Genomic DNA, 16,486 nt, shown 5'->3' with positions numbered 1-16,486 from the left:
CCGCCGGTGTCAGGGCAGCCACGCCTCGCGCCAGGCCTGAACAGCCGCGTCGTCGAACATCCCGTCGCCAAGCACCTGCTCGCGCAAGTCGTCGCCGAGTAGCGCGGCGCTGGTCAGGTCCATCGTGTGGGCACGAATCAGGTTGACCCAGGCCTCCAGCGTGTTCGGTACCCGCGTGACCGGCAAGTCGCCGGCGTAGGCGCGAACGTCGCTGCAGATCACCGGCACACCGCAGGCGCCGAGTTGCAGCAGGGTGATGTTGTTCTTGCAGGCGCCGAACAGGTTATCCACGGCGGGGAGCAGGGCCAGATCGAGGTTCAGGTCGGCGACGGCTGTGGCGTATTGCTCGGCGGGCGGCCGCTCGTGGGATTCATGGGCATGACTGCGCAGCACGCCCTGGTCATCGCCCATCACGATCCACTCCACCTCTCCTGCCAGAGCCTCGACCACGGCGAGGATCATGTGCAGATCCTGTGGCTGCCAGCGATCACTGACCAGACCGACCCTCGGCTTGCGACCCACGCCACGGCGCGAGACGAGGTTGCCCCAGACCTGAGGCGACAGGCGCGAAGGTAGCAGCCGCACGTCCGCGTGGAATTCGCGGGCGATATCGGCGAGCACTTGGGTCGAAGCGATCACGCGATGGGCCTGATGCAGGCTCTTCTGCAGCAGGTCAACGCACTCGGCATCGAAGGCGAACGGGTCTTCGCCTGGCGTCCGGGAACCCAGTTGCAGGTCATTGATGTCGAGCACCACGAAGGCATCCGGCAACAGCTGGGCGCGGGCGATGGTTTGCAGGTGGTCGGCGTCGAGCCGGGCCTGAAACACCACGACGTTAGGCTTGAAGCGACCCTCCTGGGGAATCGACAGCGCCTGGCTGCTGAGCATGCCGTCCACAACACCGGCGGCTTGCAGCGTCTCGAACGGTGCGATCACCCGCTCATGGGGCGAGGCCCAGAGGCCGGCGGGGTAGGCCAGCACCACCGGATCGCGGCGCCAGGCCATCGGCCGCCAGACCAACGGCATGTTGAGTTCGAGTTCGACCGATTGCAGGTCGAACGAAAGATTGGGGTTGAAGGCGCTGTCGTTCGCCAGGGTCGGCAGCCATTTGCGGTACATCGCCAGTTGCTCGCCGACGAAGCGCTTGCGCTTGGCCTGCTGCGTGGCGGTGTCGACGTGGGTCTGGCTGACGCTGCCCTCGTGGATCAGCACCGAATGGGGCGTCCAGACGTTCAGGTAGCCGAGGGCGCCGACTTTCATGCACAGATCGACGTCGTTGTAGGACACGACGAAGGCCTCTTCGTCCAGCCCGCCGACTTCCTCGTAAATCGAGCGGCGGACCATCAGGCACGCCGCCGTCACCGCGCTCAAGTCCTGATCCACCTGCACGCGCTGCATGTAACCCTGAATGTGCCCGGGCTCACCGATGTGCTGGTGACCGGCCGGGCCGTCCATGCCCAGGCGCACGCCAGCATGCTGCATGCGTCCGTTGGGGAACAGCAGCTTGGCGCCGACCACGCCGACTTCAGGGCGCAACGCATGATTGAGCAATTCGTCCAGCCAACGCGTATGGACGATGGCGGTGTCGTTGTTCAGCAGCACCAGGTAATCGCCCTTGGCCTGGGCCGCAGCGACGTTGTTGATGCGCGAATAGTTGAACGGGTGCGGGTAACGCAGCACGCGCACCTGCGCCGAGCCCAGGGCGTCGATGCGCGCCAGCCATTCGAGGGCTTCGGGGGTTTCGCTGTTGTTGTCGACGATGAGCAGTTCGTAATTCAGGTAGCGCGTGGTGTGCAGCAGGGTTTCGACGCAGCGCTGCAGAAACGGCAGCTGATCCTTAGTCGGGACGATGATCGACACCAAGGGTTGATCGCTGTGGCCGTAGCGCACGTGGTAGCGGCGGGGCAGGGTGTGTTCGATGACCGCGCGCGGATAACCTCGCACCTGCAGATGGCGCTGCAATGTGGCGATTTCGTCAGGATTATCCACCGCTTCCGGCAGGTCACAGACCAGCAGCGGCTCACTGATGTGAACGATCTGCCCGGCGCCTTCACGCTCATACAACCGCAAGATCAGGTCGAATTCAGCGGCATCGGCGAAGCGCTCATCGAAGCCGCCGAGGTCCACCAGGGTCTGCCGCCGGAACAGCCAATGACCTGCGGTCAGCAGCGGGTAGCTCAGCAGGTAGTCGAGGTTGAAGTCCGGGCGCATGGCTGAACTCAAGCCACCCCGAGGCCGCCGGTGCATTTCATCGGCGAAGGCGGCGCAGGCGTCAGGGGATTCGAGCAGCTTCAGCGCGCTGGCAGCCAGGCCAAACGCCGTGAATTGCGTACCGGCGTCGATCACGATCAGCCAGTCAAAACGGTGGTTTTCGACCACCTGATTGAGCAGCGCGGCAGTGTTCATAGCGCCGATGGCAAGGGTGGTCACCCTAAGGCTGACCAAGGTGGCCGGCCGCTCGGTCGCGTCGGTCAACACCACCACGTTCATGGCAGCGTGCAGGGCGCCGTGGAGGGCCAGGCTGTCGAGGCTGCGCTGAATCTTTTCCGGGGCGTTGCCGACATCCTTGATCACCACCAACAGCGAAGGCGCGCCGACGTCGGCCAGGTGCTGGTCGATCTGCGTTTGCTGGTCGGCCGTCGGCACGCGATGACCGAGCCAGGCCTCGACCTGCTGCGGGTTCAACCGTTGCGGCAACGGCGCGGACAACTGCGCCAGCAGGTTGAAATCGGTAAACCCCTGGGTTGCCGACAACGGGCGGGCGCCGACCCAGCCGTTGTCCAGCGACGTGCTGGCCCAGCCGGCTTCTCGGATCAGCCGATGAAACAGGGGCAGGTGATCACTGTCCGTGCCGACGATTTCAATGCCCTGTTCGGTCAGCTGTTGCGGCGCGATACGCGTGCCCGTCAGCGTGGCCGGCAGCATGATCAGCTCGGCGTCGTGCAGCAAATTGGCGTACAGCGCCAAGTGCCCCAGCGGGCCGACGGATTCACCGTTGAGGGAAAACAGGTCGGCGCCCAACGCCAGCAGGTCATCGCGGCGACACAGCACGCTGCTCAGCTCACCGATGAAATTGCAGGTGAACTCCCCCAGCAGCGCAACCACGTCAGGCCCGTGGAAAACCGTGGGCTCGGTAACGCGAAAGCGGGTCGCCAGATTCTCTTGCAGCGCCACGCCCTCGGCGTTCAACCACTGGCGGTGCGCAGTCGCCAGTGAGGCCTGGGGATTGACCTCCAGCGCCGCGACCATCTGCTGAATGCAGTCCGGCGCCAGTACGGCGTCACCCGCCATGAACTTGATGTACTGCCCGGAAGCTTCGGCAACGGCGCGGTTGAAACAGGCGTCTGCGCCCTCGGGAAATTCGTTGCGCAGGTAGCGAATCGGCCAGCGGCACGACGCCCGGTACAGGTCCGTTACGGTTTCTGCCAGACCGTCCGTGGCGTCGTCGCAGATCACGATTTCAATGGCATCGTGGGTCTGCCCGATCACGCTGCTCAGCGCGGTTTCAAAAAAATCGGTACGGCAGACGGCGATGACGACACTGACCAGTCGTTGAGAATCCATGGGGGTATCCGGTAGTTGAAAAACGTGCCTCGAACATCGGCGCATTGACAGCAGAACGGGGGGCGCAAGCGACCCGTCATGAAAATGACGCCTCGGGCATGAACATCCGATGAAGCAATATCCCGGCCAACGGATGGGCATCAGGTTTTGCCGTGAAACCTGCACCTGCTGGCCAATTAGTGGCCCTGCGAGGGTGGCCAGTTGTGCTTGCGTGATAGGTCTTGAGGCCTGCTGGAAAGCGTGCTTGAGTAGATTAATGATCGTCGTATTCATGCCGATACTCGAAAGACAGGCGGCTTTGCTTCACGCCGATCACCTTCCAATCACTGCTCCAGGCAGACAGCGGGACATACCATGGCAACACCTTCGAAATTCGATAACGACACGTTCCAGCTGGCCCGCGATCACTTGCAGCACTTCGTCAAGAAGACCGCCGAGTTGCTCCACGAAGAGACCGGACGGTTGTTGGAAGTCGGGCCCCAGGAGCGTTCGCTGGTTCGGGAAAGTTTCACCCAGTTCGCCGTTGATACCTTCGACATCGTCGACACTTACGGGCCGACCCTTGTTGGCGATATCACCCGCAAGAACGAATTCATTGCCGACAGCGCCTATGACTGCGTCGTTTGCATGGAAGTCATCGAGCACACGCTGAACCCGTTCGACACCATCAAGGAGATTCGCCGCATCCTCAAACATGAGGGTTATCTGCTGATTTCCGCCCCATTGAACTGGCGCATACACGGTCCGAGCCCGGACTGCTGGCGCATTACCGAACATGGCTGGAATGCGCTGCTGCGCGACTTCGATATCGTCGAGATCGATATTCTCGAATCCCCGGACCGTGAACTGTTCCCGATTCGCTATAACGTCCTTGCCCGGTGTAACAAGTTCAAGGAAACCAAAGACAGCGAACTGACGTTCCGTTTCATATGAACGCCGCCGTGCACGACAGCGTGAAATCCCTCGACGCGCTGATTCCCCGGCTCTCGTCCGAGGCATTCGACGTTGATGTGTTTCGCAAGACGGGCGTTTTTGTGGTGCGCAACGCCGTGCCCCGGGACGTGGTCGATGCATGGCAGAACGAGTGGCAAAGCTTCTACGGCGCGGTGCTGGAGAAGGGGCGAGACGTCAATCGCGCCAACCCTGTTTCCCTCAACGAACAGTTACCTGAAGGCCTGGCTCACATGTACCGCGAGTCGGTTTTCGCCACTGCCTTGAAGCCGCTGATGGGCGAGCACATTGCGTTGTATAACCACCGCTTTGTCATTAAAGACGCGCTGAGTGCCAACAAAGTGTTCCTGCACCAGGACAGTTGTTACCACGCCGGTCACCTGAACAAGTGCAGCGTTTTCGTAGCAATCAGTGCGGTGAACAAAGACAACGGCGGTATGACCTTTCATGTGGGTTCCCACGCCCTGGGGCTCCTCGGCGATGCCGGTGAAATCGATCCGGCCAGTTTCGATGTGCAATGGCCGACCGTCACGCCGGAGCTGGCGCCCGGCGACTTCGTGATCATGGACAGTCGACTGTGGCATGAGTCAGGGCCGAACGTTTCGGGTGTCGACCGGATCATGGCCGACATGATTCTTCAGCCGGCCGACGACCCCACCGGGCAAGAGCTGATATGCGGTGAGTGGCAGACCGATGTCTTTTTCTCGCCCAAAAACATCACGCGTCACTTCGTCAATTCACGCATTCTCAAGATCGTTAAATACGAAAAAGAGCTGACGCAGTTGAAAGCCGACGCCGCACACATTGCCGGTAACACAACAGAATGATTCAACACGCCTGACCTGTCCGCGCGTTGCAGGTATCCGTCGATACCGCCCCCTGAACACTGACCGCGCTGGCGCAACCTGACCACACTGAGCGCCCCAGCGTCTGACAACCGATTTGAGGAGAGAAAAATGGATACCTGTCTCGCGACCCGCACATATGCCCCTTCAGCGCTGATGCACATTCGGCCCTACCGCGTGCTGAGCATTGAGGACGGCCGGGAAGAAGAGGTCAAATTCTTCATGCCCCCCGCCGATGGCGCCGGCAGCCTGACGTCATTTGAATCGGTGATGCTGCTCAAGCTGGTTCGCGCCATCAACCCGGACTTCGTGTTCGAGTTCGGCACCTTCGACGGGCGCACCACCCGATTGGTGCTGGAAGATCTGCCGGACAACGGCGACAGCGAGCCACGGATTTACACGCTGGACCTGCCGGACACCGACGGCGTCGTGTTTCAGGGCGATGACAAGTTGCTCGCCGAAAAGGCCGTGCTGTCGAGCCGCAAGTACAACCAGTCGCCGAAAAAGGCCATGGTCAGGCAGATCCTGCAAGACTCCATGACCTTTGATCCGTCGCCCTATGCGGGCAAGTTCGATTTCATCTTTGTCGATGCCAACCACGAGTACAAATACGTCAAGCGTGACACCGAAAACTCGCTGAAGATGCTCGGTGGCGACAGCAGCTGCATCGTCTGGCATGACTACGGTAATCCGCAGTTTCCCGAGCTGACCCGCTACCTGGAAGACCTGGCCAGCAGTCTGGAGCTGTATCACATCGAAGGCACGATGCTGGTGTTCCACATGCGCGGCGCGAAGATCGGTGAGGAAAGAACTGCAGCGTGATGACGATGGGCGCTGATCCTGCGCGGGCCACCATAGTGGCCCGCAAAGACAGCATTCCGCCGCTGGAGATTGACTGGGTGTACCGGCGTTTTCGCGACCAAGCTCGCTCCCACAATTGATCACAGAACGCCTGACCTGCGTCGTTGGCTGCAGTCAATCCAGATACAACGGCCTGGTCGCCTCTCGAGCGCGCCGTTTTTTTGTCTCCCCTCGATTCTTCCAACTTTCCCGGAAACCCCTGTACCCCATATGATCCGTGGCCTGGCGCCTGTTTTTCGGGTTCTGGTTCGGAACTTGCTTCAGTCCCGCTACGCATCGGCGAAGGCGTCCGATCATGGTCCGTGGAGTGGCGAGAGATGGTAGAGCAAGCAGTGGCACTGGAAGAGCAAGTCGTCGCGTTGATCGAAGAAGCGATGGAAGCCGATGAGGGCACCCTCAAGGTCGACCAGCCGCTGGACTGGGATTCGATTGCCCTGGTGACCTTTATGGCCCTGGTCGACGAGCGCCTGGAGAAAACCATTTCGGCTTCGCGCCTGAACAAGTGCGAAACCGTCCGGGACGTCATCACGCTGGTTTCGGAATAAACCCGGTTTCCGGATAAGGCGCTCCATTACCGAAAGCGCTTGAACATCAGGGCAGCCACGCGGCCCTGGCTGTAGCGCTCTCACGCGTGACCCCGTTTTCTGGACAGACTCATGACGTGCACAGCCTCACAACGGATCGCGCCGGACCTGGTGAAAGCCTACTGGCATCCGCTTTGCCTGAAGTCGCAAGTGGCCGACGACAAGGATTTTGTGCGCTTCAATGTGCTGGATTTCGAAGTCGTGGTGTTCAACGACGCGGGCAATCTGATCGCCTTCGACAACCGCTGCCCCCACCGGGGGACGCGGTTTTTCACCGAAGACGCAGGCCATCAACGGATTCTCTGCCCCTACCACGGCTGGAATTACGCGGACGGTCAGCTGCGCATCCCTGACGCCAAGCGTTTCGTCGGTTGTGACATCGGCAGCGCCAGCCTGAATTTCTTCAAGCTGGCGACTTGCGGCGAGCTGGTGTTTTTTGCCATCGAACCCGGGGCATCGCTGCCTGACCAGTTGGGTCAGGACATCTTCACCCTGCTTGAGCAGACCACGCCGGATTTGAACAAGCCCTCGGATTTCAATCGGTACGCCTTCGAAGCCGACTGGCCGATTTCCCTGGAAAACGCCCTTGAGCCGTACCACATCCCCCTCGTGCACCGAGACACCTTGGCGACCCTGAAACTGGGCGTCGGCGAGAACGTTTTCTACGGCGAAAACTCCATCTGGTACGCCCCGGTGGAGAACGAGAAAGTCGCCCGACGGCTGGAAAGCCTGTCGCGCTTTTTCACCCCGAGGGACGCCTACGCGGGGTACGTGAGCCTCTTTCTGTATCCGTTTTCGATGCTGTCCTCGACCTACGGTTATTCGTGGTCGATGCAGAATTTCTTTCCTTCTGCACAAACCGACCGGACCTGGTTCACCAGCCAGCTGTACCCGCTGCGTGCCGCGTCCGAGCGATACGACGAGATCGTGTCCACGTTCATGACGTCCACGGCCGAGAACAACCGGGCCGTGTTCGAAGAAGATCACAACATTTGCAAACGAATTCCTGGCGACACCTGGTCCTGGAATGCTCCGCGGTATTACAGCTCGCTGGAAGCAAAGCTTCTGCATTTTCGGGCGTCCTGCGCGGAGTGGGCACGACAGGCCGGTGCCGTCACAACGGTTGGCGAGGAACGGGTATGAGTAGCGTCACGGGCAGTAGCGCTGACGCAGTGCGCAGCATTGCCAAAGTCAAAATCAGGGGCATCGCCTGTGCGCTGCCCAAGGCCGTGTCGGACGTCGCGGACCTGACCGGGCGCTTCGGCGACGAGAGCATCGCCAAGATCATGGCCAGCACCGGCATCGAGCGCCGGCATGTGGTGCAGGACGAATGCACGTCGGACCTGTGTGTCGAGGCGGCCGAGCGTCTGTTGGCGGATCTGGCCATCGACAAAACGTCCATCGACACGCTGATCTTCATCACCCAGACCCCGGACTACGTGCTCCCGGCCACCGCCTGCACCTTGCAACGGCGCCTCGGTTTGCCGGTCACCACCGCCGCGCTCGATGTGAACATGGGCTGCTCGGGTTACGTGTATGGACTGTGGATGGCGTCGGCGATGATCGCCGGTGGCGGTAGCCAACGCGTGTTGCTGCTGGTCGGCGACACCATCAGCAAACTGGTGGCCCCGGGCGATCGCTCGGTGGCCGCGCTGTTTGGCGATGCCGGTTCCGCCACATTGCTCGATTACGATGAGACCGTTGCCGGCGCGCCTTTCGTGCTCGGCACCGACGGCCGTGGTGAGAAGAACCTCATCGTGCCCGGCGGCGGGTTTCGTGACCGCAAGGGGGCCGATGGCTCCACCAGTGAAGACGATGTGCGTGGCCCGTTCGACCTGTACATGAACGGCACCGAGATCTTTGCCTTCACCCTGGCCCGCGTGCCGGGGCTGGTGCGCACCCTGGAGAAGCACGCCGAGGAACAGCAACGCTCCATCGACAAATATGTGTTCCATCAGGCCAACCGCTTCATGCTCGAGCACCTGTCGAAGAAGACCAAGTTGCCGGCGGAAAAGGTCGTGCTCAATCTGCAGAACGTCGGCAACACCAGCAGCGCGTCGATTCCCCTGGCGTTGGGTCTTGGCGCGAATGCGGCCACGGCCGACAGCGGCTCGACCCTGCACGGCCAGCACCTGCTCGCCGGTTTCGGCGTGGGTTATTCGTGGGCCGGCTGCATCGTCGATCTCGACAACACGTGGATCAGCCCGCTGACGCTGGTCGGCACAGACAGTAGCGAGGCGTAAGTGCAGAGCAATCCTTTTTCCCTGGACGGCATGTCCATCCTGGTCACCGGCGCGTCTTCCGGGATCGGCCGTGAAGTGGCGATCTGGCTGAGCCGACAGGGCGCACGAATCGTCGCCGTGGCCCGTGACGCTCAACGCCTGGAAGAAACCCTGAGCCAGTTGCACGGCGAAGGGCATTCGGTCGAAGTCTTTGATTTTCTGGGTGGCGGCGACGTCTCCGCCTGGCTGAAAGCCCTGTCGCGCAACGGCTCGCCATTCGACGGTCTGGTGCATGCGGCAGGCGTGCAATTGCCGCTGCCGATTCGGGCCATGGGCCTGGATCACTGGGAAACCATTTTCGCCACCAACGTCACGTCCGGTTTTTCCCTGATCAAGGCGTTCAGGCAAAAAGGCGTGTGCCGCAACCCGTCGAGCATCGTCATGCTGTCGTCGGTCATGGCTCAGGTCGCCCAACCCGCGTTGATCGGTTACTGCGCGAGCAAGGGCGCGGTTGAATCCATGGTTCGCGCCGCCGCCCTTGAGCTGGCGCGGGAAGGCATTCGCGTCAACGCCATTGCGCCCGGCGTGATCAAAACCGAAATGGCGGAGAAACTCGAAGGCCTGGTCGGCGAAGACGCCATGGCCGCCATCGAACGCAAACATCCGCTGGGGCTCGGTCATCCGCTGGACGTGGCCTACGCCGTCAATTATCTGCTGTCACCGGCCGCGCGCTGGGTCACGGGTACGTCGCTGGTTGTCGATGGAGGTTACCTGGCCGAATGAACACCAAAAAACTCATTATCGTCGGCGCAGGCGGGCTGGGCCGGGAGGTCCATTCCTGGCTCAAGGACTGGGTCGAGCACAACCCGGATTACGTCATCGGCGGCTTCATTGATGACGGCAGCCTGTCGCTCAATCGCTTCAATCATTACGCCGACATTCTCTCGACCATCGACGCCTACGAACCGGCCGACGATGAGCTGCTGCTCTGCGCCATCGGCAAGCCCGCCGACAAGAAATACGTGGTGGAAAAGCTGCTGGCCAAGGGCGCGGCGTTCTTCACGCTGATTCACCCGACGGCCATCGTTGGCGAGAACGTGACGATCGGGCAGGGCGTGCTGGTCTGTCCGTTTTCGGTGCTGTCGGTTGATCTGGTCGTTGGCGATTTCGTCACGATCAACTCGCTGTGCACCGTCGGCCATGACACCGTCATCGGCCAGTTCTCGACCCTCAGCGGGCACTGTGATCTGACCGGCGGCGCGGTGCTGGAAGACGAAGTGTTCCTCGGTTCGCGCGCCTCCGTGCTGCCCAAGGTGCGCGTCGGCAAAGGGGCTGTGGTCGGCGCCGGCAGCGTGGTGCTGCGGGCGGTCAAACCCGGCAGCGTGGTTTTCGGTGTACCGGCCAAGTGCATCTCAGGATAAGAACGACATGCCTACCTACGCTCGAATCGCCGAAATCGAATACGAATTGCCCGAGGGCGTGCTCGACAACCAGATGCTGGCCGAAGCGTTTCCGGAGTGGGACGTCGACAAGATTTTCCAGAAGACCGGGATCAGCCAGCGGCACATCATTGCCGACGACGAGACCGCCTCGGACCTGGCGTTTCGCGCCTGCGAAAAACTTTTCGCCAACAGCGCCACGGCGCGAGAGCAAATCGACTGCCTGATCTACTGCACCCAAAGCCCCGATCACATGCTCCCGGCCACCGCCTGCATCCTGCAGCATCGCCTGCAACTGTCCCAGCACTGCGCTGCGTTCGATTTCAATCAGGGTTGTTCGGGGTTTATCTACGGGCTGGGCATTGCCAAGGGCTTCATCGAATCCGGCCAGTGCAAGAACGTGCTGCTGATCACCGCCGAAACCTACAGCCGCTACATCAACCCCCGGGACAAGAGCGTGCGCACGCTGTTTGGCGATGCGGCGGCCGCCACGCTCATCAAAGCGTCGGACGAGGAGGGACCTTGCCTCGATCGTTTTCGCTACGGCAGCGACGGCGCCGGAGCGAACAACCTGATTGTGCCAATGGGCGCTGCCCGCCGGCCGTTCGATGCAGAACACATGCCCGTCGAGTACGAAGACGACAGCGGCAATGTCCGTTCGGACGCGGACCTGTACATGAACGGCCCGGCGATCTTCGAATTCTCCATGACCCGGGTCCCGGCCTTGTTCGCCTCACTGTTCGACGAGCAGTTCACGGTCGAGTCTTCCGACCTGTTCGTCTTTCACCAGGCCAACCAATTCATGCTCGAAGCGCTGCGTCGTCGACTGAAGCTGGCGCCGGAGAAATTCATCACCGAATTCAAACACTGCGGCAACACGGTGTCGTGCAGCATTCCGATTGCGCTGAAAGAGTCCCTCAAGAAAGGCCAGGTGCAACCCGGCAGCGTGATCACGGCGGTGGGGTTCGGCGTGGGGTATTCGTGGGGTGGCTGCGTGATTCGCTGGTGAGCGAAGGGGTCACCCTCAAGCGCGTAAAGTGCCTGTTCACCGGTACAAAAAAGGGCTCCACGAAGGAGCCCTTTTTTATTCAGCGGTCCAGCAACACCTGACGCCAGCGCCGCAGATACGCCTCATCCATAATCCAGTCACTCATCACGCGCTGCTTCAACGCCTGCCCGAGTCGTTTTGATTCGTCCAGATCGTTGAGGTGCTGGTCGATCGCGTCGGTCCAGTCGGCAGTCGTGTTGTGTACCCGCGTCAGCGGCAGATTGTTGCGCAGGCCCTGCACGTCGGTGGCGATGACCGGATAGCCACAGGCGCCGAATTCCAGTGCCAGGCGGCAGCTTCTGTGTTCGCCGAACACGTCGTGGCCGGCGGGAATCAGGGCGACGTCCAGGTCGAGACACGCCAGCACGCCGGGGTACAAGACACCTTCCACCGGGCTGCGCCATTCATGAACATAAGGGCGCAAGGCCTGCGGGCACGGGCCCATGATGATCCACTCGACCCGGTCGGCGAAGGCCTTGATCACGTCCGCAATCAACGCCAGATCGTTCACCTCCCAAGCAGTGCCGACCCAGCCGATCCGTGGCTTGTCGTGGGGCAGCGAATGGCACTGCACCCGCCGCCAGTGCTCGCTCAGCCGGGTTTCGATGACGTCAATGTGCGGATGCAATGCGCTCAGTTCGTCGGCCAGCCCTGTGCTGGACACCACCACCTTGTCCATCAGCGCAAGGCTGGCCTCGAGACCGGCACGCACCTGTTGCGCTGAGGGCGCGCCCGGCAACCGTTCGGCTGACGGCGGGTATTGATCCATGTCGCAGATTCGCAGCGCCTGGCTGTGAGCCTTGATCGTGCGGATGTCGGCGAGGGACGCTTCGCTCAAGGGGCATTGGAGGATCAACGCGTCCGGGCGCAGGCGGGTGAACTCGCCGAGGGTCAGGACGTCTGGCACGGACACATGCTCGATCAGCAGCGCGTCAGCGAGGGTGTCCAGCGCACCGTTCAGGCGTTGGCTCGCCGGGCAGAGGTCGTTCAGGTGGGACAGCACGATCGGCACGGGGCGCCAGCTCAGCGGCCGCCAGGTCAGTGCGGTGTTGGTTTCCAGCTGCAGGCCCTGGGCGCGGGCTGAAAAATTGTCGTTGTACGCAGGGTCATGGGTGATGTACTTCAGCCATTTGCGGTACAGCGCAGCGCTGGTCTCGTCGTCCGGCGCTTCGCGCGCGACGGTTTCCGGGATCTGCGCGGCCTCGTGAAGCAGTACCACGTGGGGCGTCCAGACAATCAACCGCCCGGACTCCTTCACGCGCAGGCACAGGTCGACGCCGCGATGACGATTGTTCAGCGCGCCCTCGTCCAGCCCGTCCGCCGCATCAAACAATGCCCGACTGATCATCAGGCACGCATCGCTGACCGCGCTGTAATTCTGATCCACCGTCAGCCGCTGCATGTAGCCTTCGCTGGCGCCGCTCTGGCCGCGGAACACCGGGGTGACCGGGTCGTGCAGGCCAAGGACCAAGCCCGCGTGGCGGATCGTGTTGTCCGGCGCCAGCAGTTTTGCGCCGACGATGCCGACTTCCGGCCGCTGCGCATGATTGAGCAGGTTGTCGAGCCAGTCGCCGTGCAACACGGCGGTACTGTTGTCGAGCAGCAACAAGTACTCGCCGGTCGCCTGGCGTGCGGCGCTGTTGTAGAGGGCAGAGCGGTCGAATTCGCCGGGATGACGCAGCACGCGCACCTGCTCCAGCCCCATGGCCGCGACGCCGTTCAGCCAGTCAACGGCCTCAGGCGTCTGACTGTCGTTGTCGACGATGAGGATCTCGTAATTCGGGTACGTGGTTTTTTCCAGAATGCTCTCGACGCACCGCTGCAGGAGCAGGATCTGATCCCGGGTGGCGATGATGATCGAGACCTTGGGCCGGCCAGCGTGGCCGTACTTGATCTGGTATTGCCGGGGCCGCGTCTCGATCACCTGGCCGTTTTCATAGCCCCGGGCGAGCAAGTGGCGCTGCAGCGTTCGCGTTTCATCGGGGTTCGACTCGCGTGCGTCAGGGCGATAGGTGACCAGGGGCTCGGCAATGTGTTCGAGGCCGCCCATGCCATCGTGCTCGATCAGGCGAAGGATCAGGTCCAGCTCAAGGGCCTGAGGGTAGTGCGGGTCGAATCGGCCGGCATCGATGACCGAATAGCGGTTGAACATCCAGTGCTTGCTGGTGACGGCGGGGCAACTGAGCAGATAGTCGAGGCTGAAGTCCGGGCGCAGCATGACTTCCGACGTGTCGTCCTGGGGCTGGGCGATTTCATCGGCGAACAGGGCCCGGGTAGTCGGCCCTTCGCTGATCTTCACCGCTGCCTTGAACAATCCGGCCACGCTCACGGTCGCGCCTGCGTCGAGCATCAGGAACCAGTCGAAACCCTGTTCGTCCATCAGTCGGTTGAGCTGCGGCGCGGGGTTGTGCCCCGTCACCGGCAGATAAATGGCGGGACTGTCCGCCACGGGTTGCGGCGTGTCACGGCTGCCGTCGTAGAGCACGAATACGCTCGGGGGCATCCAGCCGCGGGTGGCGGCTTCGACGCTGACCAGGGTCTTGATCAGCGCCTGCTGGCGATTGTGAAGGTCGCAAATGATGACCGCGAAGGTCGGCGCGCCATTGTGCTGCTGGAAGTACTGCACGATGTGCGGCTTCTGCGGCCCGGCGGGGCGTCGCTGCCAGGCCCACTCCAGAATCTGGTCCTGGCGGATCTCCGACGAGGATTTCTGCAGAAACCAGGCTCGCAGGTTAAAGGGCGCGAAGTTCTCCCGGTCACGCAGGGGGGCGACCTTTACGTCGCCGTTGTCAGCCAGCTCGCGCAGCCATCCCAGCTCTTTGGTGATGCGGTAATAGTTGGCGTGACCTTCTTTGGCGATCTGCGGCGTGGCCCTGGCGATGCTGCTGCTCTGGGTGTCGGTCATGCGGAAGCGCGACAGCGGTCGGCCGAGCAGGGCCAGATTGCCTTCTCGGAGCAGCTTGACGTACAGGCTCATATCGCCAAGCCAGTGAATAGGCAGACCTTTGAGCGACATGATGTCCTGACCATACGCCAACACGCTGTCGCGCCGGCACATGACCGAGCTGGGTTCACCCATGAAGGTCAACGGCAGCTCCGAGAGCAGCGCCACCAGCTCCGGCCCGTGTATGACCACGTCTTCCTGGAACGGGAAAAACGTCAGGACGTTATCACGCAGAACGTCGCCGTTCTCGTTGATCAGTCGACGGGTGGCCGCCGCCAGGGTGATGTCCGGGTGACCGTGCAGCACGTCGACCAGCGCGCTCACACACTCGGGCTCCAGCAGGTCGTCATCGTAGAGGAATTTGATGTACTCGCCCTGCGCTTCCCTGACCCCGCGCGCTACGTTCAGCGCCTCGCCCAGCGAATCTTCGTTGTAGAAATAACGAACGGGAAACGGGCTGTCAGGGGTCAGTTGATCCACCAACGCGCGAATGCCGCCGTCACGACAGTCGTCGCAGATCACGATTTCCAGTTGGTCGTAATCCTGGGCGAAGGCACTGCGCAGCGCCAACTCGAAGTACGTGGGTTTGTAGGCGGGAATGACGATGCTGACCAGGCGTGAAGCGCTCATCGGGTTACCTTGCGACGGATGACGGGCGCCGGTTCACGCTCATGGGGGCGGACCGGCGATGTGAATGTGGGCGCGGCTCAGCGGTGCTCGGCCAGCACCGTCTGCATGATCGCGATAACGCGGGCGAATTCATCCGGGGTGAGGCTATCGAAGATCGGCAGGCACAGAACCCGATTCGACACATCGCTCGCCACCTGCAGGCGGTCCGGTTTGGCGGATTCCAGGCTGCGGTACATCGGGAAGGACGAGATCAACGGGTAGAAATAGCGCCGGACCAGAATGTCCTGCTCGCGAAAGCGCTCGAACAAGGCGTCTCGGCTGATGGGGAAGGCGTCGCCCACCAGCACCGGGAAGTACGAATAGTTGTGGTGCTCACCGGGACTCCAGAGCAAATCGATGCCGGGTATCTGCGTCAGTGCTTCGCGGTACATCGAATCAATCTGCTTTCTGCGTTCCAGCGCGCCATCGATGTAGTTGAGCTGCAACAGGCCGAACGCGGCGTTGATCTCGCTCATCTTGCCGTTGATGCCGGGGGCAACGACGGTCACTTCATCGGCGAAACCGAAGTTCTTCAGGTAATCGATGCGTTTTTTGGTTTTCGCGTCCGGGCAGACAATCGCGCCGCCCTCGAAGGTGTTGAAGACTTTGGTGGCGTGGAAACTGAGCACCGACAGGTCGCCGTTGCGCAGCAGGCTCTGCCCCTGGTGCTGCACACCGAAGGCGTGGGCGGCGTCGTAGATCACTTTCAGGCCATAGCGGTCGGCGATTTGCTGGATGCGGTCGACGTCACACGGCATGCCATAGCAATGCACCGGCATGATGGCCGTGGTCGCCGGGGTGATGGCCTCTTCGATGCGGTCTGGGTCGAGGTTGAAGGTGCCCGGCGCGATGTCGACGAACACCGGTTTGAGCCCGTTCCACAGCAGCGAGTGGGCAGTGGCAACGAACGAGTAGGGCGTGGTGATGACTTCGCCGGTCACACGCAACGCCTGCAACGCCGTGAGCAGCGCCAGCGTGCCGTTGGAAAACAGGCACAAGTGGTCGACGCCCAGGTACGCGGCCAGGTCTTTCTCCAGCTTTTCATGGAAGGGCCCGGCGTTGGTCAGGCGCTTGCTGTCCCATATCTGCTGCAGATACGGCATGAACTCTTCCAGCGGGGGCAGCAGCGGCTGGGTGACCGGGATCGTTTTACTCATAAGCTTCCTGTGCTCTCTGACGCGCTGCGGTCTGTGCGCGTTGACGCACGGCGGAACGCCCGCGCTGTGATGGCTGGCGTCGTCGAACGCTCGCCGTCATCGAAATGGCGTTTGCGGCGCTATGGCACCGAAAAAGCAAGAAGCCGGCCAACCCGCCGTGCGGCAAAGATGCGCTTGATATTCCGAACGCCTGACGCTTATT

12 protein-coding genes are annotated in these 16,486 nt (G+C 61.9%); 9 read left to right on the top strand and 3 right to left on the bottom strand.

Annotation, left to right across the window (positions count from 1 at the left end):
* Positions 1–9: 9 nt before the first annotated feature.
* Positions 10–3,564 carry a glycosyltransferase family 2 protein gene (locus ACYASU_RS10400; RefSeq protein ID WP_463582740.1) on the bottom strand — a complete coding sequence of 1,185 codons (3,555 nt, stop codon included), beginning with the start codon at positions 3,562–3,564 and terminating at the stop codon, positions 10–12.
* Positions 3,565–3,918: 354 nt separating this feature from the next.
* Between ACYASU_RS10400 and ACYASU_RS10395 the strand changes: the two genes are divergently transcribed.
* The 9 genes from ACYASU_RS10395 (at position 3,919) to ACYASU_RS10355 (ending at position 11,475) form a co-directional block, all read left to right on the top strand.
* On the top strand, positions 3,919–4,497 hold the full coding sequence (locus ACYASU_RS10395) for a class I SAM-dependent methyltransferase (protein WP_192172673.1): 579 nt from the start codon (positions 3,919–3,921) through the stop codon (positions 4,495–4,497).
* On the top strand, positions 4,494–5,342 hold the full coding sequence (locus tag ACYASU_RS10390; protein ID WP_463582739.1) for a phytanoyl-CoA dioxygenase family protein: 849 nt from the start codon (positions 4,494–4,496) through the stop codon (positions 5,340–5,342). The genes ACYASU_RS10395 and ACYASU_RS10390 overlap by 4 nt, the downstream gene beginning before the upstream one ends.
* 129 nt (positions 5,343–5,471) lie before the next feature.
* Positions 5,472–6,182 (top strand): class I SAM-dependent methyltransferase, encoded by a 711-nt coding sequence (locus ACYASU_RS10385; protein WP_463582738.1) that lies wholly within the window; start codon positions 5,472–5,474, stop codon positions 6,180–6,182.
* Positions 6,183–6,538: 356 nt separating this feature from the next.
* The gene (locus ACYASU_RS10380; protein WP_237254702.1) at positions 6,539–6,766 is read left to right on the top strand and encodes an acyl carrier protein; all 228 of its coding nucleotides are present in this window, start codon (positions 6,539–6,541) and stop codon (positions 6,764–6,766) included.
* 111 nt (positions 6,767–6,877) lie between these two features.
* A complete protein-coding gene (locus tag ACYASU_RS10375) occupies positions 6,878–7,948 on the top strand; it encodes a Rieske 2Fe-2S domain-containing protein (RefSeq protein WP_463582737.1) in 1,071 nt (356 codons plus the stop codon).
* On the top strand, positions 7,945–9,048 hold the full coding sequence (locus tag ACYASU_RS10370) for a ketoacyl-ACP synthase III (protein WP_463582736.1): 1,104 nt from the start codon (positions 7,945–7,947) through the stop codon (positions 9,046–9,048). The genes ACYASU_RS10375 and ACYASU_RS10370 overlap by 4 nt, the downstream gene beginning before the upstream one ends.
* Positions 9,049–9,810: an SDR family NAD(P)-dependent oxidoreductase gene (locus ACYASU_RS10365; RefSeq protein ID WP_346628730.1), complete on the top strand. Its 762-nt coding sequence runs from the start codon at positions 9,049–9,051 to the stop codon at positions 9,808–9,810.
* A complete protein-coding gene (locus tag ACYASU_RS10360; protein WP_192172668.1) occupies positions 9,807–10,448 on the top strand; it encodes an acetyltransferase in 642 nt (213 codons plus the stop codon). Before ACYASU_RS10365 ends, ACYASU_RS10360 begins: the two co-directional genes overlap by 4 nt.
* Positions 10,449–10,455: 7 nt before the next feature.
* Complete coding sequence (locus ACYASU_RS10355) at positions 10,456–11,475, top strand: ketoacyl-ACP synthase III (protein ID WP_463582735.1); 1,020 nt, start codon at positions 10,456–10,458, stop codon at positions 11,473–11,475.
* Positions 11,476–11,554: 79 nt separating this feature from the next.
* Here ACYASU_RS10355 and ACYASU_RS10350 read toward each other — a convergent pair whose 3' ends face one another.
* Both ACYASU_RS10350 and vioA read right to left on the bottom strand, forming a co-directional pair.
* On the bottom strand, positions 11,555–15,088 hold the full coding sequence (locus tag ACYASU_RS10350) for a glycosyltransferase (protein WP_463582734.1): 3,534 nt from the start codon (positions 15,086–15,088) through the stop codon (positions 11,555–11,557).
* Positions 15,089–15,165: 77 nt separating this feature from the next.
* Positions 15,166–16,284: a dTDP-4-amino-4,6-dideoxy-D-glucose aminotransferase VioA gene (gene vioA, locus ACYASU_RS10345; RefSeq protein ID WP_463582733.1), complete on the bottom strand. Its 1,119-nt coding sequence runs from the start codon at positions 16,282–16,284 to the stop codon at positions 15,166–15,168.
* Positions 16,285–16,486: the final 202 nt, after the last annotated feature.

This window comes from Pseudomonas sp. HP_12 (assembly GCF_055283955.1).
This window is presented reverse-complemented; position numbering and strand designations above follow the sequence as displayed.